Source organism: Oryzobacter faecalis, assembly GCF_046764005.1.
In the GTDB taxonomy this organism is placed as follows: Bacteria; Actinomycetota; Actinomycetes; order Actinomycetales; family Dermatophilaceae; genus Oryzobacter; species Oryzobacter faecalis.
The window spans coordinates 39635-62088 of record NZ_JBKOFW010000011.1; the positions used below are offsets into that span (position 1 = coordinate 39635).

The window sequence follows — 22454 nt, forward strand, 5'->3', positions numbered from 1 at the left end:
GCTCCGCCTGTCGGAGCGAAGTGCGGTGCTCCGCCTGTCGGAGCGAAGTGCGGTGCTCCGCCTGTCGGAGCGAAGTGCGGTGCTCCGCCTGTCGGAGCGAAGTGCGGTGCTCCGCCTGTCGGAGCGAAGTGCGGTGCTCCGCCTGTCGGAGCGAAGTCAGCTGCACCCCCCGGTGAGGCACACATCGCTACTTCGCGTGGGGAGGCAGCTCGCTGGGCGTTGTGGGGCGGCGCAGAGGTGGGTGCTTCCCAAGGGGACGCAGTGCGAGGTGCTTCCCGAGGAGAAGCGAAGCGTACTGATCGAGCAGGGTGGTGGTCCGCGCCTCCGCGAGGGTCGACCGGGTCACGAGCGGGCGTCAGCCCGTCGTGTCCAGCCAGGCGGCGATGTCACGCTCGGCGGCGGTGCGGATGTCGGAGGGGGCCCGGCTGGCGGCCAGCGACGCGCGGGCCAGGTCGGCGAGCTCGGCGTCCGAGAAGTCGTGGTCGGCGCGCGCCGAGGCGTACTGGTCGGTGAGCCGCGACCCGAAGATCAGCGGGTCGTCGGCCCCCAGCGCCACGCGCGCCCCCGCGGAGACCAGCCGCCGCAGCGGGACGTCGCCGGCCTCGTCGAAGACCCCGAGGGCCACGTTCGACAGCGGACACACCTCCAGCGCCACCCCGGCGGCCACGACCCGGTCCAGCACCGCCGGGTCCTCCACCGACCGCACGCCGTGGCCGAGGCGGTCGGGGGCCATCGCCTCGAGGGTCGCCGCAACGGCCTCCGCCCCGAGCAGCTCCCCCGCGTGCGGGACCAGGGCCAGCCCGGCCCGCCGCGCGATCCGGAAGGCCGCGCCGAACTCCGCCGTGTCACCGCGTCGCTCGTCGTTCGACAGCCCGAACCCGACCACCGACCCCGCACCGGAGCCGGCGTACGAGGCCGCGAGCCGGGCCAGCGTCCGGGCCTCGAGAGGATGACGCATCCGGCTCGCCGCCACGACGACCCCCACCGAGGCGGCACCCGGAACCGCGGACACCGACCGGGCCTCGTCCAGGACGATCTCGAGGGCAGGCGTGATGCCGCCGACGAAGGGGGCGTACGACGTGGGGTCGACCTGCAGCTCCAGCCACCGCGACCCCTCGGCCCCGTCGTCCACGGCGGCCTCGCGCACGATCCGCCGCATCGCGTCCTCGCCGCGCACGGTCGCCCGCGCGGCGTCGTAGAGCCGCTGGAACCGGAACCAGCCGCGGGCGTCGGCCGCGTCGAAGCGCGGCGGCCAGCCGGTCGTCAGGGACGACGGCAGCCGGATGCCCTGGCGCTCGGCGAGGTCGCGAACCGTCGCGACCCGCATCGAACCGGTGAAGTGGAGGTGGAGGTGCGCCTTCGGCAGGTCGGTGACCGACCGCGTCGGCGGAGGAACGGCGTCGGTCACTCCTCGTCGACCACGTCGCCGACCTCGGGGTCGCCGACGACGTGCATCGCCGCCTCCTCGGCCGGCCCCCCCGTGCCGGACCCGGCGCCGTCGACCGCGCCCTCGCCCTCGTCGCCGAGCCAGTCGTCCTCGGCCGCGATGCTGTCGGGGTCGTCCCCGCCCACCCGCGCCACGTCCTCGTCGAGGCCGCTCTCGTTGTCGGGCGCCCCGTACGCGGTGCCCTCCTCGGGCACCTCCTGGTGGATCCGCTCCTCGATCGTCTCGTCGCGCGCCTGTTCCTCGGCCGTGACGCCGTGGGCCAGTGAGCCGTGCAGACGCTCGGGCGGCGAGTACCCCTCGTCGAGCACGTCGTCGGGGCCCCCCTGCTCCAGGGTGTCCTCGGGCTGGAGCTGGTCCTCGTCGTCCACGCTGTACGAGCCCAGGTCGTCGGTCAGGTCTTCCGGCTGGTCGGACATGGCCTCACCCTACGCGCGGGTCAGGGCCTCCGCGGTGGCGAGGGCGACGCAGGTGGCGACGCCCGCCATCGCCGTCTCGACCTCCGCCAGGACGGGGAAGGACGGGGCGAGCCGGATGTTGCGGTCGCGGGGGTCATGGCCCAGGGGGAAGGACGCGCCGGCCGGCGTGAGCGCGATGCCGGCCTCCTTGGCGAGCTCGACGACCCGGGTCGCGCAGCCGTCGAGGACGTCGAGGCTGACGAAGTAGCCACCGGCCGGGCGGGTCCACTCGGCGACCCCGAGGCCGGCGAGCTCGGCGGTCAGCGCGGCATCGACCGCCGCGAACTTCGGCGCGAGGATCGCCCGGTGCCTGCGCATGTGCTGGCGCACGCCGTCGGCCGACCCGAAGAACTGGACGTGGCGGAGGTGGTTGACCTTGTCCGGCCCGATCGAGGCGAACTGCTGGTGCGCCAGGTACTCCTTGACGTTCTCGCGCGACGCCGCGAGGAAGGCGACCCCGGCGCCGGCGAAGGTGATCTTGCTCGTCGACGCGAACATGACCGGACGGTGAGGGTGACCGGCGGCTGAGGTCAGCGACAGGATGTCGGCCGACTTCGCCTCGTCCTCGGTGAGGTGGTGGAAGGCGTAGGCGTTGTCCCAGAAGATGCGGAAGTCGGGGGCGGCGGTCGGCATCGACGCGAGCCGGCTGGCGACCTCCTGCGAGACCACCGAGCCGGCCGGGTTCGCGTAGGTCGGCACGATCCAGATGCCCTTGACCGACGGGTCGTCCCGGACCAGCTCCTCCACCGCGGCCACGTCCGGCCCGTCGGGGAGCATCGGCACGGTGACCATCTCGATGCCGTAGGACGCGAGCATCGTGAAGTGCCGGTCGTACCCGGGCACCGGGCAGACGAAGGTCACCTTCTCCTCGTCCCTCCACGGGCGCGGCGAGTCCAGGCCACCGTGGAGCAGGTGCTGGACGAGGACGTCGTGCATCATCGTCAGGCTCGACGAGCCGCCGGCGACGACCTGGTCCGGGTCGACCCAGAGCAGCTCGGCGAACATCTCGCGCAGCTCGCGCAGACCGTTCAGCCCGCCGTAGTTGCGCACGTCGGTGCCGTCGGCGTCGACGTGACCGCGGGGGAGCGAGAGGAGCTCCTCGGACAGGTCGAGCTGCTCGGCGGACGGCTTCCCGCGGGTGAGGTCGAGCTTCAGCCCGCGGTCCTTGAGTGCCGCGTACTCGCGGCGCTGCTCGTCGAGGAAGGCCGCGAGCTCCTCGGGGGAGCGGTCGGCGAGGGGGGTCCGGGCGGTGGTCTGCTCGCTCACGCGGCCATCGTCCCAGACCGCCCACGGGACCGGGGAGGGCTCCCCACGGCGTGGGACGAGGGCCGTGCCCCGGCCCGGGCGGGTTCGCGATCGGGCCGGGGCGTCACGTATGCTTGCCGTTCGGTGTGGCCACGAGGCTCTGCCCTGCCCCGGCAGGCGAGCGGTCGCACCACGGAGCACCACCCAACCGGGTGCTCCGTAGGGCAGTGGCTCAATTGGTAGAGCACCGGTCTCCAAAACCGGCGGTTGGGGGTTCGAGTCCCTCCTGCCCTGCGTCGCACGTGTGGTTCGTCCACGACTGCGCCCCGCCTCCACGGACGGGGTGCCTTCGCGGTCGTGCCGCGCCGAGGCACCCGACAGACCAGCCAGAGAACCGTGAAGAGGCATCGTGACCGACGTCGGCCAGACGAGGACTCCCTCCCGCCCCGCCAAGGGCACGGAGGGCGGCGGCAACCCCGTCGCCCGGTGGTTCCGCGCGCTCGGGCTGTTCGTCAGCCAGATCCTCGACGAGCTCCGCAAGGTCGTCCGCCCGACTCGCTCCGAGCTGTGGAACTACACGCTCGTCGTCGTCGTGTTCGTCACGGTGATGATGGCGCTGGTCTCCGGGGTCGACTTCGGCTTCAGCAAGCTCGTCGGCCTGGTGTTCGGCTCGGACTGACGCCGCGCCCGTCGAGCGCCGTCCGCCCAGCCCGCCCAGACCACCGCAACCAGGAAGAGGTCACCGTGTCCGACCAGAGGACCGACACCCCCGACGTGGCGTCCGACGACGCCCCCGAGGTGCTGCCCGACAGCGTGACGGAGTCGTCGCGCGAGGCCGACTCGGTCTCGGAGGGCTACGACTCGGCCATCGGCACCGAGACCGTCGAGAAGGACGAGGACGACCTCGTCGGCGACATGGCGCCCGCCCCCGGTGACGACGACGAGGCCGACGGCTTCGCCCGTGAGGACGAGGCCACCGCCCCGGCCGACGAGACCCCCACCGCCACCACCGACGAGGACGGCGACGTCCTCCCCGAGGGCGTCGACGCCGTCAAGGCGTTCAAGGACGACCTCGCGAGCCGGGTCGGCGACTGGTACGTCGTGCACTCCTACGCGGGGTACGAGAACCGCGTCAAGGCCAACCTCGAGACCCGGATCACCTCCCTCAACATGGAGGACTACATCTTCGAGATCCAGGTCCCGATGGAGGAGGTCACCGAGATCAAGAGCGGTCAGCGCAAGCTGGTCCGCCGCGTCCGGATGCCCGGCTACGTCCTCGTCCGCATGGACCTGACCGACGAGTCGTGGGGCGCCGTGCGCCACACCCCGGGCGTCACCGGGTTCGTCGGTAACGCGCACCAGCCGGTGCCGCTCACCCTCGACGAGGTCTACGGGATGATCAAGCCCGCCGACCTCGAGGCCGCCGCCGCGCCCGCCGCGGGTGGCCAGGCCGCCGCCGGCGGCGCGACCCGCGAGGCGACCGTCGTCGACTTCGAGGTCGGCGAGTCGGTCACCGTCATGGACGGTCCGTTCGAGACCCTCCCGGCGACGATCTCCGAGATCAACCCCGACACCCAGAAGCTCAAGGTGCTCGTCTCGATCTTCGGCCGGGAGACCCCGGTCGAGCTCTCCTTCAGCCAGGTCGCCAAGATCTGAGCCGCTGAGGAGCCCCGCCCCGGGGTCCGGGGCTGCAAAGGGGTCATCGCCCACGGCGTCGGCCCACCACCACCAGAACAAGGACAGACATGCCCCCCAAGAAGAAGGTCTCCGGCTACATCAACCTGCAGATCCAGGCAGGTGCCGCGACCCCCGCGCCCCCGGTCGGCCCCGCGCTCGGTCAGCACGGCGTCAACATCATGGAGTTCGTCAAGGCGTACAACGCGGCGACCGAGCACCAGCGCGGCAGCATCATCCCCGTCGTCATCACGGTCTACGAAGACCGGTCCTTCACCTTCATCACCAAGACGCCCCCGGCGTCGGAGCTGATCAAGAAGGCCGCGGGCGTCCAGAAGGGCTCCGGCGAGCCGCACAAGGTCAAGGCCGGCAAGCTGACCAAGGACCAGGTCCGCGAGATCGCCGAGACCAAGATGCCCGACCTCAACGCCAACGACGTCGACGCCGCGATGAAGATCATCGCCGGCACCGCCCGTCAGATGGGCATCGACACCGAGCTCTGAGCTCGGACCCCCATCGGCCCGCCCCAGCGGCGGGCCGGGGTGGGGCACCACGAGGGTGTCCCACCGGTGGCAGGGCCGGCGCTGGCCCGACGACCACGACTCCACACCGGAAGCACCAGGAGCAGCACATGAAGCGCAGCAAGGCCTACCGCGCCGCGAGCGAGAAGATCGACGCCGCGAAGCTCTACGCCCCCCTCGAGGCCGTCCGCCTCGCCAAGGAGACCGCGTCGGCGAAGTACGACGAGACCGTCGAGGTCGCCATGCGCCTCGGCGTCGACCCCCGCAAGGCCGACCAGATGGTCCGCGGCACGGTCAACCTCCCGCACGGCACGGGCAAGACCGCCCGCGTCCTCGTCTTTGCCAACGGCGACAAGGCCGAGGCCGCCAAGGCCGCCGGCGCCGACCACGTCGGCTCCGACGACCTGCTCGAGAAGGTCGCCGGTGGCTGGCTCGACTTCGACGCCGTCGTCGCGACCCCTGACCTCATGGGCAAGGTCGGCCGCCTCGGCAAGGTCCTCGGCCCGCGCGGCCTCATGCCGAACCCGAAGACCGGCACCGTCACCATGGACACCGCCAAGGCCGTCACCGACATCAAGGGCGGCAAGATCGAGTTCCGCGTCGACAAGCACGCGAACCTCCACTTCATCATCGGCAAGGCGTCCTTCGACGAGAAGGCGCTCGTCGAGAACTACGCCACCGCGCTCGAGGAGATCCTCCGCCTCAAGCCGGCCGCCTCGAAGGGCCGCTACATCACCAAGGCCACCCTGGCCACGACGATGGGCCCCGGCATCCCGCTCGACGCGAGCAAGACCCGCAACCTCCTCGTCGAGGAGGCCGCGGTCGAGGCCTGAGCCACGCCGCACCGGCGGAGCCCGTCACCCCTCGGGGTGGCGGGCTCCGCCGATTTGGGAGGACGGTCCCCCCTCCCGTACCCTTGGGGACGACCGAAGACCGCCGGTTGTCCAGGGCTCCCGCCCGAGACCGAAGATCCCACCACCGGGTGGGGCGCCAGCGCAGGCCACGACGTTCGACTCGCGTCCCCCGGAGCATGCTCCGAGGCAGCGCGCCAGCGACGAGCCCCGTGCCCTGTGCCGGGGCTCTTTCTCGTGTGGCAGGCCTTCACCCGACGGTCCACACGACGGAAGGAGGCGCCCATGTCTCGTGCCGACAAGGCCGCGGCGATCGCCGAGCTCAGCGAGAAGTTCAAGAGCTCGAACGCCGCCGTTCTCACGGAGTACCGCGGGCTCACGGTGAAGCAGATCACCGACCTGCGCAACTCCCTGCGGGGCAATGCGACCTACGCCGTGGTCAAGAACACGCTGACCGAGCTCGCCGCCAAGGACGCCGGGGTGACCGCGTTCGACGGTCAGCTCGTCGGCCCGTCCGCGATCGCCTTCGTCGAGGGCGACCCGGTGGAGGCAGCCAAGGGTCTGCGTGACTTCGCCAAGGCCAACCCGCTCCTCGTGATCAAGGGCGGTGTGCTGGACGGCAAGGCCCTCAGCGCCGCCGAGATCACGAAGCTCGCGGACCTCGAGTCCCGCGAGGTCCTCCTCGCCAAGCTGGCCGGCGCCATGAACGCCTCGCTCAGCAAGGCGGTCTACCTCTTCGCCGCACCGCTGTCGCAGGCCGCTCGCACGGTCGACGCGCTGCGCGCGAAGGTCGAGACGGAGGGGCCGGTCTCCGGTTCCGCCGCCCCGGCCGTCGAGGAGACCACGACCGAGGCCGTCGAGGCCGAGGTCGAGACCGAGGCCCCCGCGGCCGAGGCCACCGACGTCGCCGAGGGTGGCGACGCGAGCTGATCCCGCCAGGGATCCGGCTCACCCCAGTAACCGCCACTCACGGCACCACAACGAAAGGACGCCAGACATGGCCAAGCTCAGCACCACCGAGCTCCTTGACGCCTTCAAGGAGATGACCCTCATCGAGCTCTCCGAGTTCGTCAAGGAGTTCGAGGAGACCTTCGGCGTCACCGCCGCCGCCCCCGTCGCGGTTGCCGCTGCGGGCGCCCCGGCCGCTGGTGGCGGCGACGCCGCCGCCGTCGAGGAGCAGGACGAGTTCGACGTCGTCCTCGAGGCTGCCGGCGACAAGAAGATCGCCGTCATCAAGGAGGTCCGCGCGCTGACCTCCCTCGGCCTCAAGGAGGCCAAGGACCTCGTCGACGGCGCCCCCAAGCCCGTCCTCGAGAAGGTCGACAAGGCCTCGGCCGAGAAGGCCAAGGAGCAGCTCGAGGGCGCCGGGGCGACCGTCACCCTCAAGTGACCCGGTCCCCGCGAGGGGACTGAGCCACACCGCCGACGGGCGGGTCCGGGACCGTACAGGTCCCGGGCCCGCCCGTTGCGCGTGCGGGGCGCTCCGCCTGCGAGCCGGCTGAGAGGACGTGACCGACGCCACGAAATCGGTGGGGCACAACGCCCCATCGGGGGGCCGAGTTCGGTTCAATGGTCCGGCGCCACGAACCTACCGTCGGGTAACTTTCGGGCGCCGTGGCACGACCGAGAAGGAACGGAAGGACGACATGGGTGTCGAGATCGCGGTCAGCGGGCTGACCAAGCGGTTCGGGCGTCAGCTCATCTGGGGCGACGTCACCCTGACCCTTCCTGCCGGCGAGATCTCCGTCCTCCTCGGCCCGTCGGGCACCGGCAAGTCGGTCTTCCTCAAGACCCTCGTCGGCCTGCTCCGCCCCGACGAGGGCTCGATCGTCGTCGACGGCCGCGACATCACCCGGCTGCGCGGCGACGACCTGTACGAGGTCCGCAAGCTGTTCGGCGTGCTCTTCCAGGACGGCGCGCTCTTCGGCTCGATGAGCCTGTTCGACAACGTCGCCTTCCCGCTGCGCGAGCACACCCGCAAGTCGGAGAGGCAGATCGCCGACATCGTCCGCGAGAAGATGGACCTCGTCGGGCTGTCCGGTGCCGAGGACAAGCTCCCGGGCGAGATCTCCGGTGGGATGAAGAAGCGCGCCGGCCTGGCCCGCGCCCTCGTCCTCGACCCCGAGATCCTCCTCATCGACGAACCCGACTCCGGCCTGGACCCGGTGCGCACGTCGTACATCAACCAGCTCTTCGTCGACCTCAACGCGCAGATCGACGCGACCTTCCTCATCGTCACCCACGACATCAACACCGCGCGCACGGTGCCCGACAACATCGGGCTGCTCTACCACCGGCACCTGGCGATGTTCGGGCCGCGCGAGATGCTGCTCTCCTCCGAGGAGCCCGTCGTCCGGCAGTTCCTCAACGCCCAGACGATCGGCCCGATCGGCATGTCCGAGGAGAAGGACGCCGACGAGCTCGCCGCCGAGTCCGGGCAGGAGCTGCCGCCGCTGCCGCCGATCCCGCTGCAGCTCGGGACGAGTGACGGGAGCCCGCGCCGCGCCGAGCGCCCGGCGGGGGAGTGGTGCCGCGCCAACGGCGTCCTCCCGCCGCCCGGCAGCTTCACGTCGACGACCGCCGGCATCCCCGGGGTCCGCCAGGGGGCCACCGCATGACGGCCGTGGCGAACGGCCTGCGCCAGGCGGGCTCCTTCTTCCAGCTGTGCATCGACGTCGCGAAGGCCGTGCCGAAGCGGCCCTTCCAGCTCAAGGAGATGGTCCAGCAGGCCTGGTTCGTCGCATCGGTGACCATCGTCCCCACGGCCCTCGTCTCCATCCCGTTCGGCGCCGTCATCGCCCTCCAGCTCGGCACCCTGACCCGCCAGCTCGGCGCCCAGTCGTTCACCGGTGCCGCCTCGGTCCTCGCCGTCGTCCGCGAGGCCTCGCCCCTCGTGACCGCCCTCCTCATCGCCGGGGCGGGGGGCTCGGCGATCTGCGCCGACCTCGGGTCCCGCAAGATCCGCGAGGAGATCGACGCGATGGAGGTGCTCGGCATCAGCCCGATCCAGCGGCTCGTCGTCCCGCGGGTGCTCGCGACCATGCTCGTGGCGGCCCTGCTCAACGGTCTGGTGTCGGTCGTCGGCATCGTCGGCGGGTACGTGTTCAACGTCCTCGTCCAGGGCGGCACCCCGGGGGCCTACCTCGCCTCGTTCACCGCGCTCGCCCAGCTCGCCGACCTGTGGACCGGTGAGATCAAGGCGCTGATCTTCGGGGCCATCGCCGCCCTCGTCGCCTCGTACAAGGGGCTGACGGCGGGTGGTGGCCCCAAGGGGGTGGGCGACGCGGTGAACCAGAGCGTCGTCATCACCTTCATGCTCCTGTTCGTCGTCAACTTCGTCGTCAGTGCCGTGTACTTCGAAGTCGTCCCCCAGAAGGTCTGAGCCCATGGGACGACTCGGCGACACCGCCACGCGCCCGCTGCGCACGCTCGACGCGCTCAGCGACCAGATGCACTTCTACGTGCGCTCCATCGGCTGGGTCCCCCGCACCCTGCGCCGGTACCGCAAGGAGGTCATCCGACTCCTCGCCGAGGTCTCGCTCGGCAGCGGCGCCCTCACCGTCATCGGCGGCACGGTCGGTGTCCTCACCTTCCTGGCCTTCTTCACCGGCTCCCAGGTGGGCCTGCAGGGCTACAGCGCCCTCGACCAGCTCGGCACCGGTGCGTTCGCCGGCTTCGTGTCGGCGTACTTCAACACCCGCGAGATCGCCCCACTCGTCGCCGGTCTCGCCCTCGCCGCCACGGTCGGGTGCGGCTTCACCGCCCAGCTCGGCGCGATGCGGATCAGCGAGGAGGTCGACGCGCTCGAGGTCATGGGCATCCCGAGCCTGCCGTTCCTCGTGACGACGCGGATGATCGCGGGCTTCGTCGCGGTCATCCCGCTGTACGTCCTCGGGCTGCTCAGCTCGTACGCGGCCACGCGGTTCGTCGTCACCGGCTACTTCGGGCAGTCCGTCGGGACCTACGACCACTACTTCCACCTGTTCCTGCCACCGCAGGACATCTTCTGGTCCTTCGTCAAGGTCCTCGTCTTCGCCGTCGTCATCATCGGCATCCACTGCTACTACGGGTACACGGCGAGCGGCGGCCCCGCGGGGGTCGGCGTGGCCGTGGGCCGCGCCGTGCGGACCTCGATCGTCGCGATCAACGTCGTCGACTTCTTCGTCTCGCTCGCCATCTGGGGCGCGACCACGACCGTGAGGATCGCGGGATGACGACCGGCACCGGAATCCTCGCGCGCCTCGGACACCGGGCGTACGGCATCGCCTTCCTCCTCGTCGTCGCGCTCGGCGTCTCGCTGTCGGTCGCCTCCTTCACCAAGGTCTTCCAGAGCGTCGTCTCCGTCGAGCTGCGCACCGACCGCATCGGCAGCCAGCTCCAGAAGGCGTCCGACGTCAAGATCCGCGGCGTCATCGTCGGCGAGGTCCGCACGATCACCGCGACGGCCGAGGGCGCCACGCTCGGTCTGGCCCTCGACCCAGAGAAGGTCGACCTCATCCCGGCCGGCGTCAGCGCACGCCTGCTGCCCAAGACGCTCTTCGGCGAGCGGTTCGTCGACCTCGTCCCGCCCCCCGGCGACCGCGGCCGCGCGATCCGCGACGGCGACGTCATCCCCCAGGACCGCACCGAGGTCGCCATCGAGCTCGAGCGCGTCTTCGAGAACCTGCTGCCCCTGCTGCGCACCGTCCAGCCCGAGAAGCTCGCCGCGACCCTCAACGCCCTCGCGACCGCCCTCGACGGCAGGGGCACCCGGCTCGGCCAGAACCTCGTCCTCGTCGACAGCTACTTCACCGAGATCAACCCGCAGATGCCCCTCATCCAGGCCGACATCAGCGGGCTCGCCGACCTCGCGAGCACCTACGCCACCGCGGCCCCGGACCTGCTGCGCGCCGCCGACGCGCTCCGCACGACGAACGCGACGATCGTCGAGAAGCAGGGCCAGCTGTCCGGGTTCTTCACGGGCACGGCCGGGTTCGCGAACACGACCGCCGACTTCCTCGAGCGCAACGACGACCGGATCATCCAGGTCGGCCGGGTCCAGCGGCCCACGCTCGAGGTCCTCGCGAAGCACGCCCCGGTCTACCCCTGCCTGTCGCGCGGGATGGTCAACTGGCTGCCCCGCATCCGCGAGGTGTTCTCGAGCGGGAGCTTCCACATCACCATGGAGATGCCCGAGCAGCGCGGCGGGTACCGCCCAGGCCAGGAGCCCGTGTGGGCCGACGACCGCGGGCCGAACTGCCGAGGTCTGCCGAGTCCCGGTGGGAGCCAGTCGAACCCGCGCGGCGGGATCACGTTCAACGACGGAAGCGGCGGTGCGGCGAGCACCTCACGAGCCAGCGGGTCGGCCGGCTCGGCACTGCCCTCGGCCCTCCTCGCGCCCGAGGCCGTCGGCATCACCGGCGTCGACTCCGGCCTCGCCGGCACCGTCGACGAGCAGCAGGTCGTCGCCATCGCGCTGGCCACGAGGGGCGGTGGCGAGCCCTCCGCGCTCACCACCCTGCTGGCCGGACCGCTCCTGCGGGGGGCGGTGGTCGACCAGTGAGGACGCTGCCCAGCCTCGCCAAGCTCATCGGCTTCGTCGTCGTCACCGTGCTCGCCACCGGCCTGCTCGCGGGGACCATCGCCAACGTCCTCCCCGGCGACAAGACCACGTACAAGGCGGTCTTCACCGACGTCACCGGTCTCAGCGAGGGCCACGACGTCCGGATCGCCGGCGTCCGGGTCGGCACCGTCACCGGGATCGACGTCGCCGAGGACCGGGTCAACGCGCTCGTGTCCTTCGAGGTGCTGCGGACCACCGCGCTGACCCTGGGCACCGTGGCGACGATCAAGTACCGCAACCTCGTCGGCGAACGCTACGTCGCCCTCACCCAGGAGCCGGGCAGCGCCGAGACCCTGCCCGAGGGCGGCACCATCCCGCGCGAGCGCACCCGCCCGGCCCTCGACCTCACGGTCCTGTTCAACGGGTTCAAGCCGCTGTTCGCGGCCCTGTCGCCGAGGGACGTCAACGAGCTGTCGGCGCAGATCATCTCGGTGCTCCAGGGCGAGGGCGGCGACATCGACACCCTCCTCGGGCAGACCGCGTCGCTGACGAAGACCCTCGCCGACCGCGACGTCGTCATCGGCCGGACGATCGACAACCTCACGACCGTCCTCACGACCGTCGAGTCGCACGACGCCGCGTTCGCCGAGCTCCTCAAGCAGCTCCAGCGCTTCGTGTCCGGCCTCGCCGAGGACCGCGCCGCCATCGGGGGCTCGCTCGACGACATCAACCGCGTCACCGGCGACACCGCCTCGCTCCTCGCGGCCGGGCGCCCCGACATCAAGGCCGACGTCTCGAACCTCCGACGGCTGTCCTCGACGTTGAACGAGCCGGGCAACACCGCGCTGTTCGAGAAGTTCATCCAGAACGCACCCGGGAAGATCGACACCATCACGCGCACCGCCACCTACGGCTCCTGGTTCAACTTCTACCTGTGCCGGTTCGACGCCGAGAACGTCGTCCTCCCGACCGGCCCCACGCCCGGCGGGCTGGGGTACAACGTCGACGCGGCGAGGTGCCGCTGATGACCGGGCCCCTCAAGGAGAAGGACCCCCTGCGCCTCGGCGTCGTGGGCATCCTCGTCGTCGTGCTCCTCCTCGTCCTCGCGTTCAACGCCTCGAACCTGCCCCTCATCGGTGGGGGCGACCGGTACAGCGCCGCCTTCACCGAGGCCGGCGGCATCCGCGACGGCGACGACGTGCGGATCGCCGGCGTCAAGGTCGGTGACGTCACCGGGGTCGAGCTCGACGGGTCGCACGTGCGCGTCGACTTCCGCGTCACCGACGACGGGATCGGGTTCGGCCCGCAGACCGCCGCCTCGATCCGGATCAAGACCCTCCTCGGCGAGAAGTACCTCTCCCTCGAGCCGCGCGGGTCCGGTCAGCTCGAGGAGGGCTCGCAGATCCCGCTGACGCGGACCGTGTCGTCCTACGACGTCATCTCGGCGTTCTCGGACCTCACGACGACGACCGAGCAGGTCGACACCGACCAGCTCGCCGCGTCCCTCGACGTCCTGGCGACCGAGTTCAAGGACACCCCCGAGAACGTGCGCGCCGCCCTCGACGGCATGAGGCGGCTGTCGGCGACCATCGCCGACCGCGACGCCAAGCTGCGCGAGCTGCTCCGGGCCGCGAACTCGGTGACCGGGACCGTGGCCGAGCAGAACGCGGTCGTGGACCGCCTGATCGACGACGCCGACCTGCTCCTCGTCGAGCTCGAGAAGCGCCGCGAGGCCATCCACACGCTGTTCCAGAACACCTCCGCCCTCGCCAAGGAGGTCACCGGCCTCGTCCGGGACAACCGCGCCGAGCTGAGGCCCGCCCTCGAGGAGCTGAAGAAGGTGCTCGCCGTCCTCCAGAAGCACGACGAGGACCTCCAGCGGACCATCGCGTCGATGGCGCCGTTCACCCGGGTGTTCGCCAACACCCTGGGTACCGGGCCGTGGTTCGACACCTACATCCAGAACCTCACGGTCCCGACGGGGACGGTGGGCTGATGGCACGCCTGCGCCTGCCCCGCCTCCCGCTCCCCTCGCGCGGGTCGCTGCCGACGGTCCGTCCGATGACGGCCGCCGTCGCCGCGGTGGTCGTCCTCGCCCTCGTCGCGGTCGGCTACCTGCTGTGGCCGCGCCAGGAGGCGGTCCGCGTCTCCGCCGACTTCGTCCGCGCGGTCGGCCTCTTCCCGGGGTCCGACGTCCGCATCCTCGGCGTCAAGGTCGGCGAGGTCCTCGAGGTCCAGCCGCGCGGTGACCGGGTGCGGGTCTCCTTCGAGTTCACCGGCGAGCACCCCGTGCCGGCGAACGCGACCGCCGCCGTCGTCGCGCCCTCGCTCGTCAGCGACCGCTACGTCCAGCTGCTGCCCGCGTACACCGCCGGGCCGCGCATGCGCTCCGGCGCCCACATCCCGATGGAGCGCACCGCCGTCCCGGTCGAGCTCGACCGCGTCAGCCAGAGCCTCGACGACCTCATGGTCGCCCTCGGTCCGCAGGGCGCCAACGAGGGCGGTGCGTTGTCCCGACTGCTCGAGACGAGCGCCGCGAACCTCGACGGCAACGGCCAGGCCCTCAACGACACCACCCGCAACCTCTCGCGCGCCGTCCAGACCTTCAGCGAGGGCCGCGGGGACCTGTTCTCGACCGTGAAGAACCTCAACACCTTCAGCGAGACGGTCGCGGCCAACGACGCCCAGGTCCGCCGGCTGAACAAGAACCTCGCGTCCGTCACCACCCAGCTCGACGCGGAGCGCGACGACCTCGCTGCGGCGCTCGCCAACCTCGCGGTCGCCCTCGACGAGATCACCTCGTTCGTCCAGGACAACCGCGCCGTGCTCAAGGACGACATCGCCCGCCTGTCGGCCGTGACGGGGTCGGTCGCGGCGCGCCGGGCCGAGCTCGCCGAGACCCTCGAGGCCGGACCGGTGGCGCTCTCGAACCTCCAGCTCGCGTACAACGCCCGCAGCGGCACCCTCGACACGCGGGCGAACTTCGAGGGCCTCGACGAGCCGGGGCTGCTCCTGTGCTCGCTCATCACCGGGCCCACCGGCACGGGCAACACCGAGCTGTGCGAGAGCTCCGGCCTCAACGACCTCGAGGCGCCGACCCTGCCGCCGCTCGGCGGCGCGAAGAGCCCGCTCCGGCTCGGTGGCGCCGACCCGACCCTCGGAGGGCTGCTCGGATGACGACCCACCGCGTCCGCGCCCGCGCGCTGACCGCCGTCGCCGCCACCACGGCGCTGCTGCTGTCCGGCTGCTCGGCGGCCGAGCTGCCCCTCCCCGGCGGCGCCGAGATCGACGGACGCCAGATGACGGTGCGAGCCGACTTCGCCGACGTCCTCGACCTCGTGCCCCGGTCGTCGGTGAAGATCAACGACGTCACCGTCGGCGAGGTCACCGAGATCGAGCTGAGCGGCTGGACCGCCCGGGTGACGATGCGCATCCCGGCCTCCGCGAAGCTCCCCGACGACGCCCGCGCCGAGCTGAAGCAGACCTCGCTGCTCGGCGAGAAGTACGTCGCGCTCGTGCGTCCGGAGACCGGCGGCACGGGGACCCTGGGCGACGGCGACCTCATCCCGCTGGCCCGCACCGGTCGCAACCCGGAGGTCGAGGAGGTCCTCGCGGCGATGTCGATGCTCCTCAACGGCGGTGGCGTCGGCCAGCTGAAGATCATCGAGGCCGAGCTGAACAACGCGATGCGGGGCAACCACGAGGAGATCGACAGCCTCATCTCGAACCTCAACACCTTCATCGGCGGCCTCGACGAGCAGAAGGCCGACATCGTCCGCGCCATCGACGGCATCGACCGGCTCTCGGCACGCCTGGCCGAGCGCAAGGACGACCTCGCCGGCGTGCTCGAGGAGACCCCGAAGGGGTTGAAGATCCTCGCCGACCAGCGCGCCCAGCTCACCGAGATGCTCACGGCGCTCGGGCGGCTGGGCAAGGTCGGCAGCCAGGTGATCCGGGCCTCGCGCGAGGACACCCTCGCCAACCTCGCGGCGCTCAGGCCCGTCCTCGGCGAGCTCAACCGGGCCGGCGACGACCTCCCACGCTCCCTCGAGCTCCTCCTCACCTACCCCTTCCCGGACGCCGCGACCCAGGCGATCAGGGGCGACTACACCAACCTGTGGGTCACCGGCGACTTCGACCTGCGCGACATCGAGGTGCTGCCGCAGCCGACGAACCCCGGCCCCCAGCCGACGCTGCCGGTGCCGACCCTGCCCGTGCCGACCCTGCCCCTGCCGACGGTCCCGCTGCCCACGGTCTCGGTGCCCGGCGTCCCCCTGCCGACGTCGACGTCGACGTCGACCGGCGGCATCCTGTGCCCGCCGGTGTGCGCGCAGGGCGAGGACCGCTCGTGGGAGTCGCTCTACACCGGGGGGACGTCGTGATCCGCCGCCTCACGAAGATCCAGCTCGCGATCTTCGCCGTCGTCACCGTCGTCGGGGTCTCGATCCTCTCGGCGAGCTACGTCGGCCTCACCGAGCGCGTCCTCGGCGGCGGGCCCACCGTCATCGCCGACCTCGAGCGCTCGGGCGGCATCTTCGTCGGCTCCGAGGTCACCTACCGCGGCGTCCGTGTCGGTCGCGTCTCCGACCTCACCCTCACCGAGGACGGCGTGCGCGTCCACGCGAGGCTGGACCGCGGCACCGAGGTGCCGCGCGACACCCGCGCCGTCGTCGAGAACCGGTCCGCCGTCGGCGAGCAGTACCTCGACCTGCAGCCGCGCCGCGACGACGGCCCGCTCCTCGCCGACGGCGACGTCATCGCGCGCGACCGCACGGCGACGCCTCTGCCGGTCGAGAAGCTCCTCCTCGACGTCGACCGCACCGTGCAGTCGGTCCCGAAGGACGCCCTCGTCACGACGGTCGACGAGCTCGGCACCGCGTTCAGCGGCAGCGGCCCCGACCTGGCCCGGCTCATCGACAACGGCAACCTGCTGACCCAGGCGGCCATCGACGCCCTGCCCCAGACCGTGGCCCTGCTGCGGAACGGCAAGACGGTCCTGGACACCCAGCGCGACACGTCCTCGCAGATCGTCGCGTTCTCGGCGAGCCTCGCCCGGGTGTCGGAGACGCTCGAGTCCAGCGACGGCGACCTGCGCGTCATCCTCGACCGCGGTGCCGTGGCGTCCAAGGAGCTCGAGGCGGTGGTCCGCGAGAACGACCGGGCCCTCGGCACCCTCCTCGCCAACCTCGTCACCGTCGGCCAGGTGACGAGCGCCCGCGCCGAGGGGATCGACCAGCTCCTCATCACCTACCCCGAGGTCGTCGCCGGCGGCTTCACCGTCGTCCCCGGCGACGGCACCGCCCACTTCGGCGTCCAGCTGAGCGAGGACCCGCCGGCCTGCACCCGGGGCTACGAGGGCACCCGGAAGACCGACCCGAACCGTACCGAGAACCTGCCGCCGCTCAACCGCGACGCCCGCTGCACCCTCCCGCGCGGCTCGGCCTCCACGGTCCGGGGTGCGCAGAACGCCCCCGGCGCGCGCAGCCTCGAGCGCTCGAGCTGGTCGATGGCCTACGGGTCCGACCCGGTCCCGCTGGGCACGACGGCGTACGGTGCTCCCGCCGACTACGCGGTGCCGCTGGCGCCCGAGGGCGGCGACCGCTGGTCCTGGATCATGGAGGAAGCCACCCGATGACCACCCACGACCCCGTGCGGGGACGGGTGCGGGCGCTGTGGGCGCTCGTCGCTGTCGTCCTCGTCGTCACCGCCGTGCTCGCCGCCACCCGCGGCCGCGCCTGGTGGGACGCCCGCCAGGTCGCCGAGGCGCACCGCGACGCCCTCGCCGCGGGGCGGCAGATCGCCGTGAACTTCGCGACCCTCGACCACCGCACCGTCGACGCCGACACCGGCCGCGTCAAGGCCGGCGCGACGGGGGAGTTCCTCGCCAGCTACACCAAGAGCCTCGCAGACCTGCGCACCGTCGTCGTCGAGAACAAGTCGACGTCGAGGGTCGAGCGCGCCGAGGCGGCCCTCGTCTCCGGCGACCGGGACTCCGCCCAGGTCATCGTCGGCGTCGTCGCACCGACGACCAACACCAACGTCCCCGACGGCGAGAAGAAGACCTACCGGATGAAGCTGGGCCTGCGTGAGGTCGGCGGGACGTGGAAGGTGGAGCGCCTTGAGTTCGTCGGATGACCGCCGCCGCACCCCCCGCGTCGCCGGCCAGCGCCGTCGCCCGCGCCCCGTCGAGGCCGAGCGCCCCACCACGGGACAAGATCGCCCAATAGGTCGAAGTCCGCACACGGCCGCGGGACAAGATCGCCCTATTGGTCGAAGTGAGCACGGGGCAGGCGAGGACGTGCCCTCGCGTGGGGGGTCCCGCGTACCGCGCGCGCTGTGGGCGCCGCTGGCAGCGCTCGCCGTCTCGCTCCTCCTCCTCGCCGGCGTCGCCGCGGTCTCCTTCGGTGACCCCGGCGCGGCCGACCGCGACGCCCGCGCCGCCACCGCGGCGGCCCGCGCCGACCTCGAGCAGCTCCTCAGCTACGACCACCAGACCCTCGAGCAGCAGGCCGCGCGCAACGCCGCCCTGCTCACCGGGCCGTTCAAGGACGAGTACGCCGCGACGATGGCGAAGACGATCCTGCCGCTCGCGCGGGAGGAGAAGGCCGTCGTCCGGGCCCGCTCCTACGAGGCGGGCGTCATGAGCCAGTCGGCGGACACCGTGACCGTGCAGGTCTTCGTCAACCAGGCGAAGACGAGCGCGAAGCAGGAGCAGCCCTCGGTCGACCAGAACCGCGTCATCGCGACGATGCAGCGCGTCGGCGACCGGTGGCTCATCGCCCGGCTCGTCGCGTACTGACGGCCCTCGCCGAGCGCGACCGGACGTCCGCGGAGCGTGAAAACCGGCGGATCGCCTTGACGAGCCCGAGGTGACAAGCCATCCTGTCTGCGTCACCCGCTCCGGCTGGTGACCACCGCCCGGGCCTCGCGGCTTGACCGGGCTGGACGGCCGTGCCGTCATCGGGTATGCTATTTCTTTGCGCTGCCCCCTACCTTCCCCCCCTCGTCGTCGAGCCCTCGTGTCGCCATGCCCCCGGTTGTCCCGGGAGGACGTGCGACGCGGAGGACGTCACGGGTGACCGGTCAGGTGGCCTCGCACGCTGAAGTCTGATCCAGGCCCGTGGAAGGAACCATCCTTGGCTGCCTCGCGCACCACGTCCAAGACCGTCACCACCGCACGTACGGCCTCGGGCCGTCTGTCGTTCGCGAAGATCCGTGAGCCCCTCGAGGTCCCCGACCTCCTCGCCCTCCAGACCGAGAGCTTCGACTGGCTCCTCGGCAACGAGCGCTGGCAGGAGCGGGTCGCCGCGGCCCGCGCCGAGGGTCGCGACGACGTCCCCGAGCGTTCCGGACTCGAGGAGATCTTCGAGGAGATCTCCCCGATCGAGGACTTCAGCGGCTCGATGTCGCTGAGCTTCCGCGACCACCGCTTCGAGGAGGTCAAGTACTCCATCGAGGACTGCAAGGAGCGCGACCAGACCTACTCGGCGCCCCTGTTCGTCACCGCGGAGTTCATGAACAACACCACCGGTGAGATCAAGAGCCAGACCGTCTTCATGGGCGACTTCCCGCTCATGACCGAGCGCGGCACCTTCATCATCAACGGCACCGAGCGCGTCGTCGTCTCCCAGCTGGTCCGCAGCCCGGGCGTGTACTTCGAGCGCACCCCGGACAAGACCTCCGACAAGGACGTCTACACGGCCAAGGTCATCCCGAGCCGCGGCGCCTGGCTCGAGTTCGAGATCGACAAGCGCGACATGGTCGGCGTGCGCGTCGACCGCAAGCGCAAGCAGTCGGTCACCGTCCTCCTCAAGGCCCTCGGCATGTCCGAGGCCGACATCCTCGAGGAGTTCGGCGAGTACGAGTCGATGCGACTCACGCTCGAGAAGGACCACACCCAGGGCCAGGACGACGCCCTGCTCGACATCTACCGCAAGCTGCGCCCGGGCGAGCCGCCGACGAAGGAGGCCGCGCAGACGCTGCTCGACAACCTCTACTTCAACGGCAAGCGCTACGACCTGGCCAAGGTCGGCCGGTACAAGATCAACAAGAAGCTCGGCATCGAGGGCGAGCTGTCGAACTCGACGCTCGGCATCGAGGACGTCGTCGCGACGATCAAGTACATCGTCGCCCTCCACGCCGGCGAGGAGACCCTCCCGGGTCACCGCCGCGGCGAGGTGGTCGACATCCGCGTCGAGACCGACGACATCGACCACTTCGGCAACCGTCGCCTGCGCAACGTCGGCGAGCTCATCCAGAACCAGGTCCGCACCGGCCTGTCCCGGATGGAGCGCGTCGTCCGCGAGCGGATGACGACCCAGGACGTCGAGGCGATCACGCCGCAGACGCTCATCAACATCCGCCCGGTCGTGGCGTCCATCAAGGAGTTCTTCGGCACCAGCCAGCTCTCCCAGTTCATGGACCAGAACAACCCGCTCGCCGGCCTGACGCACAAGCGTCGCCTCTCGGCGCTCGGCCCGGGTGGTCTCTCGCGCGACCGCGCCGGCATGGAGGTCCGTGACGTCCACCCGTCGCACTACGGCCGCATGTGCCCGATCGAGACCCCTGAGGGTCCGAACATCGGCCTCATCGGCTCGCTCGCGTCGTACGGGCGGATCAACGCGTTCGGCTTCATCGAGACGCCGTACCGCAAGGTCACCAAGGGCCGCCTCACCGACGACGTGCACTACCTGTCCGCCGACGAGGAGGACGAGCACGTCATCGCGCAGGCGAACGCCACGCTGACCGAGGACGGCACCCGCTTCGCCCACGAGCGCGTCCTCGTGCGCGTCAAGGGTGGCGAGGTCGAGTACGTCCCGGCCGAGGACGTCGACTACATCGACGTCTCCGCGCGCCAGATGGTGTCCGCCGCGACCGCGCTCATCCCCTTCCTCGAGCACGACGACGCCAACCGCGCCCTCATGGGCTCGAACATGCAGCGCCAGGCCGTGCCGCTCGTGCGCGCCGAGGCGCCGCTCGTCGGCACCGGCATGGAGTACCGCGCGGCCGTCGACTCCGGTGACGTCGTCGTCGCCGAGAAGGCCGGCGTCGTCACCGAGGTCTCCGCCGACCTCGTCACCGTCGCCGGTGACGACGGCACGAGCCGCACCTACCGGATCAACAAGTTCAACCGGTCCAACCAGGGCAACAGCTACAACCAGCGCGTCGTGGTCTCCGAGGGCGACCGCGTCGAGGCGAACGGCCTCATCGCCGACGGTCCCGCGACCGACGGTGGCGAGATGGCGCTCGGGCGCAACCTCCTCGTGGCGTTCATGCCGTGGGAGGGCCACAACTACGAGGACGCCATCATCCTCAGCCAGCGCCTCGTCCAGGACGACGTCCTGTCCTCGATCCACATCGAGGAGCACGAGGTCGACGCGCGCGACACCAAGCTCGGCCCCGAGGAGATCACCCGGGACATCCCGAACGTCTCCGAGGACGTCCTCGCCGACCTCGACGAGCGCGGCATCATCCGCATCGGCGCCGAGGTCCGCGACGGCGACCTCCTCGTCGGCAAGGTCACGCCCAAGGGTGAGACCGAGCTGACCCCGGAGGAGCGCCTGCTCCGCGCGATCTTCGGTGAGAAGGCGCGCGAGGTCCGTGACACCTCCCTCAAGGTGCCGCACGGCGAGACCGGCACCGTCATCGGCGTCAAGGTCTTCGACAAGGACGACGGCGACGAGCTGCCCCCGGGCGTCAACCAGCTGGTGCGCGTCTACGTCGCGAACAAGCGCAAGATCACCGACGGTGACAAGCTCGCCGGCCGTCACGGCAACAAGGGCGTCATCTCCAAGATCCTGCCCGTCGAGGACATGCCGTTCCTCGAGGACGGCACGCCCGTCGACGTCGTGCTCAACCCGCTCGGTGTCCCCGGCCGCATGAACGTCGGGCAGATCCTCGAGCTCCACCTCGGCTGGGCCGCCAGCCGCGGCTGGTCGATCGAGGGCGACCCCGAGTGGGCCAAGCTCATCCCCGAGGACGCGCGCACGGCCCCGGCCGGCACCCGCGTCGCCTCGCCGGTGTTCGACGGTGTCCGCGAGGACGAGATCATCGGCCTGCTCGACTCGACGACGAAGACGCGCGACGACGTGCGCCTCATCGACGGCTCGGGCAAGGCCCGGCTCTTCGACGGCCGCTCCGGCGAGCCGTACCCGGAGCCGGTCTCGGTCGGCTACATGTACATCCTCAAGCTCCACCACCTCGTCGACGACAAGATCCACGCGCGCAGCACGGGTCCGTACTCGATGATCACCCAGCAGCCGCTCGGCGGTAAGGCCCAGTTCGGTGGGCAGCGCTTCGGTGAGATGGAGGTCTGGGCGCTCGAGGCGTACGGCGCGGCCTACGCGCTCCAGGAGCTCCTGACGATCAAGTCCGACGACGTCAACGGCCGCGTCAAGGTCTACGAGGCGATCGTCAAGGGCGACAACATCCCCGAGCCCGGCATCCCCGAGTCCTTCAAGGTGCTCATCAAGGAGATGCAGAGCCTCTGCCTCAACGTCGAGGTGCTGTCGTCCGACGGCTCCACGATCGAGATGCGCGAGGCCGAGGAGGACGTCTTCCGCGCTGCGGAGGAGCTCGGCATCGACCTGTCCCGGCGCGAGCCGAGCAGCGTCGAAGAGGTCTGACAGGTGTGGGGCCGGGACGCCGCTCGCGTCCCGGCCCGCCCACCGGCCCGACACCCACCTGACAGACCACAGACTCAGCAAGACCACGAAAGAA

General features: G+C 71.2%; 21 protein-coding genes and 1 tRNA gene. 19 read left to right on the forward strand and 3 right to left on the reverse strand.

All coding sequences use genetic code 11. The annotated features are described in order from the left end of the window. Positions 1-355 precede the first annotated feature (355 nt). From ACK8HX_RS15915 to ACK8HX_RS15925, 3 genes are read right to left on the reverse strand one after another with little or no spacing between them, the layout of a single operon-like run. A complete protein-coding gene (locus ACK8HX_RS15915; protein ID WP_411941701.1) occupies positions 356-1408 on the reverse strand; it encodes an adenosine deaminase in 1053 nt (350 codons plus the stop codon). Continuing rightward, entirely contained in the window at positions 1405-1863 is a 459-nt protein-coding gene (locus ACK8HX_RS15920) for a hypothetical protein (RefSeq protein ID WP_411941702.1), read from the reverse strand. Before ACK8HX_RS15920 ends, ACK8HX_RS15915 begins: the two co-directional genes overlap by 4 nt. Before the next feature lie 9 nt (positions 1864-1872). Next, positions 1873-3168, reverse strand: a complete 1296-nt coding sequence (locus ACK8HX_RS15925) for an aminotransferase class I/II-fold pyridoxal phosphate-dependent enzyme (protein ID WP_411941703.1) — start codon at positions 3166-3168, stop codon at positions 1873-1875. A 200-nt stretch (positions 3169-3368) separates the two neighbouring features. On the opposite strand from ACK8HX_RS15925, the gene ACK8HX_RS15930 reads away from it, so the two are divergent. The 19 genes from ACK8HX_RS15930 to rpoB all read left to right on the forward strand — a co-directional run bounded on the left by ACK8HX_RS15930 (position 3369) and on the right by rpoB (position 22360). Beyond that, positions 3369-3441, forward strand: a tRNA-Trp gene (locus tag ACK8HX_RS15930). A gap of 115 nt (positions 3442-3556) precedes the next feature. Next, on the forward strand, positions 3557-3826 hold the full coding sequence (secE, locus tag ACK8HX_RS15935; protein WP_411941704.1) for a preprotein translocase subunit SecE: 270 nt from the start codon (positions 3557-3559) through the stop codon (positions 3824-3826). Positions 3827-3891: 65 nt separating this feature from the next. Continuing rightward, entirely contained in the window at positions 3892-4803 is a 912-nt protein-coding gene (gene nusG / locus ACK8HX_RS15940; protein WP_411941705.1) for a transcription termination/antitermination protein NusG, read from the forward strand. 89 nt (positions 4804-4892) lie between these two features. Further along, complete coding sequence (gene rplK / locus ACK8HX_RS15945) at positions 4893-5324, forward strand: 50S ribosomal protein L11 (protein WP_411941706.1); 432 nt, start codon at positions 4893-4895, stop codon at positions 5322-5324. 128 nt (positions 5325-5452) lie between these two features. After that, positions 5453-6175, forward strand: coding sequence for a 50S ribosomal protein L1 (gene rplA, locus ACK8HX_RS15950; RefSeq protein WP_411941707.1), 723 nt, complete (start codon positions 5453-5455; stop codon positions 6173-6175). 303 nt (positions 6176-6478) lie between these two features. After that, positions 6479-7123: a 50S ribosomal protein L10 gene (gene rplJ, locus ACK8HX_RS15955; protein ID WP_411941708.1), complete on the forward strand. Its 645-nt coding sequence runs from the start codon at positions 6479-6481 to the stop codon at positions 7121-7123. A 67-nt stretch (positions 7124-7190) separates the two neighbouring features. Next, positions 7191-7583, forward strand: a complete 393-nt coding sequence (rplL, locus tag ACK8HX_RS15960) for a 50S ribosomal protein L7/L12 (RefSeq protein WP_411941709.1) — start codon at positions 7191-7193, stop codon at positions 7581-7583. Between the two features lie 256 nt (positions 7584-7839). Beyond that, entirely contained in the window at positions 7840-8811 is a 972-nt protein-coding gene (locus tag ACK8HX_RS15965; RefSeq protein WP_411941710.1) for an ABC transporter ATP-binding protein, read from the forward strand. Beyond that, on the forward strand, positions 8808-9575 hold the full coding sequence (locus ACK8HX_RS15970; protein ID WP_411941711.1) for an MlaE family ABC transporter permease: 768 nt from the start codon (positions 8808-8810) through the stop codon (positions 9573-9575). The genes ACK8HX_RS15965 and ACK8HX_RS15970 overlap by 4 nt, the downstream gene beginning before the upstream one ends. Before the next feature lie 4 nt (positions 9576-9579). Continuing rightward, positions 9580-10407 (forward strand): MlaE family ABC transporter permease, encoded by an 828-nt coding sequence (locus ACK8HX_RS15975; RefSeq protein ID WP_411941712.1) that lies wholly within the window; start codon positions 9580-9582, stop codon positions 10405-10407. Continuing rightward, positions 10404-11735: an MCE family protein gene (locus ACK8HX_RS15980; RefSeq protein ID WP_411941713.1), complete on the forward strand. Its 1332-nt coding sequence runs from the start codon at positions 10404-10406 to the stop codon at positions 11733-11735. The genes ACK8HX_RS15975 and ACK8HX_RS15980 overlap by 4 nt, the downstream gene beginning before the upstream one ends. Further along, on the forward strand, positions 11732-12760 hold the full coding sequence (locus ACK8HX_RS15985; protein WP_411941714.1) for an MCE family protein: 1029 nt from the start codon (positions 11732-11734) through the stop codon (positions 12758-12760). Before ACK8HX_RS15980 ends, ACK8HX_RS15985 begins: the two co-directional genes overlap by 4 nt. After that, a complete protein-coding gene (locus tag ACK8HX_RS15990; RefSeq protein ID WP_411941715.1) occupies positions 12760-13731 on the forward strand; it encodes an MCE family protein in 972 nt (323 codons plus the stop codon). Before ACK8HX_RS15985 ends, ACK8HX_RS15990 begins: the two co-directional genes overlap by 1 nt. Then, on the forward strand, positions 13731-14912 hold the full coding sequence (locus tag ACK8HX_RS15995) for an MCE family protein (protein WP_411941716.1): 1182 nt from the start codon (positions 13731-13733) through the stop codon (positions 14910-14912). The genes ACK8HX_RS15990 and ACK8HX_RS15995 overlap by 1 nt, the downstream gene beginning before the upstream one ends. Further along, positions 14909-16117: an MCE family protein gene (locus ACK8HX_RS16000; RefSeq protein ID WP_411941717.1), complete on the forward strand. Its 1209-nt coding sequence runs from the start codon at positions 14909-14911 to the stop codon at positions 16115-16117. The genes ACK8HX_RS15995 and ACK8HX_RS16000 overlap by 4 nt, the downstream gene beginning before the upstream one ends. Then, the gene (locus ACK8HX_RS16005) at positions 16114-17370 is read left to right on the forward strand and encodes an MCE family protein (RefSeq protein ID WP_411941718.1); all 1257 of its coding nucleotides are present in this window, start codon (positions 16114-16116) and stop codon (positions 17368-17370) included. Before ACK8HX_RS16000 ends, ACK8HX_RS16005 begins: the two co-directional genes overlap by 4 nt. Beyond that, complete coding sequence (locus ACK8HX_RS16010; RefSeq protein WP_411941719.1) at positions 17367-17870, forward strand: hypothetical protein; 504 nt, start codon at positions 17367-17369, stop codon at positions 17868-17870. Before ACK8HX_RS16005 ends, ACK8HX_RS16010 begins: the two co-directional genes overlap by 4 nt. 163 nt (positions 17871-18033) lie before the next feature. Beyond that, positions 18034-18534, forward strand: coding sequence for a hypothetical protein (locus tag ACK8HX_RS16015; RefSeq protein ID WP_411941720.1), 501 nt, complete (start codon positions 18034-18036; stop codon positions 18532-18534). 337 nt (positions 18535-18871) lie between these two features. Beyond that, positions 18872-22360 (forward strand): DNA-directed RNA polymerase subunit beta, encoded by a 3489-nt coding sequence (gene rpoB / locus ACK8HX_RS16020; RefSeq protein WP_411941721.1) that lies wholly within the window; start codon positions 18872-18874, stop codon positions 22358-22360. The last annotated feature ends 94 nt before the right edge of the window (positions 22361-22454 follow it).

Coding starts and splice junctions, on each gene's coding strand:
- ACK8HX_RS15920 (WP_411941702.1), bottom strand. CDS start 1,863: ATGTCCGACCAGCCGGAAGACCTGACCGACGACCTGGGCTCGTACAGC.
- rplK (WP_411941706.1), top strand. CDS start 4,893: ATGCCCCCCAAGAAGAAGGTCTCCGGCTACATCAACCTGCAGATCCAG.
- rplA (WP_411941707.1), top strand. CDS start 5,453: ATGAAGCGCAGCAAGGCCTACCGCGCCGCGAGCGAGAAGATCGACGCC.
- rplJ (WP_411941708.1), top strand. CDS start 6,479: ATGTCTCGTGCCGACAAGGCCGCGGCGATCGCCGAGCTCAGCGAGAAG.
- rplL (WP_411941709.1), top strand. CDS start 7,191: ATGGCCAAGCTCAGCACCACCGAGCTCCTTGACGCCTTCAAGGAGATG.
- ACK8HX_RS15965 (WP_411941710.1), top strand. CDS start 7,840: ATGGGTGTCGAGATCGCGGTCAGCGGGCTGACCAAGCGGTTCGGGCGT.
- ACK8HX_RS15970 (WP_411941711.1), top strand. CDS start 8,808: ATGACGGCCGTGGCGAACGGCCTGCGCCAGGCGGGCTCCTTCTTCCAG.
- ACK8HX_RS15975 (WP_411941712.1), top strand. CDS start 9,580: ATGGGACGACTCGGCGACACCGCCACGCGCCCGCTGCGCACGCTCGAC.
- ACK8HX_RS15980 (WP_411941713.1), top strand. CDS start 10,404: ATGACGACCGGCACCGGAATCCTCGCGCGCCTCGGACACCGGGCGTAC.
- ACK8HX_RS15990 (WP_411941715.1), top strand. CDS start 12,760: ATGACCGGGCCCCTCAAGGAGAAGGACCCCCTGCGCCTCGGCGTCGTG.
- ACK8HX_RS15995 (WP_411941716.1), top strand. CDS start 13,731: ATGGCACGCCTGCGCCTGCCCCGCCTCCCGCTCCCCTCGCGCGGGTCG.
- ACK8HX_RS16000 (WP_411941717.1), top strand. CDS start 14,909: ATGACGACCCACCGCGTCCGCGCCCGCGCGCTGACCGCCGTCGCCGCC.
- ACK8HX_RS16010 (WP_411941719.1), top strand. CDS start 17,367: ATGACCACCCACGACCCCGTGCGGGGACGGGTGCGGGCGCTGTGGGCG.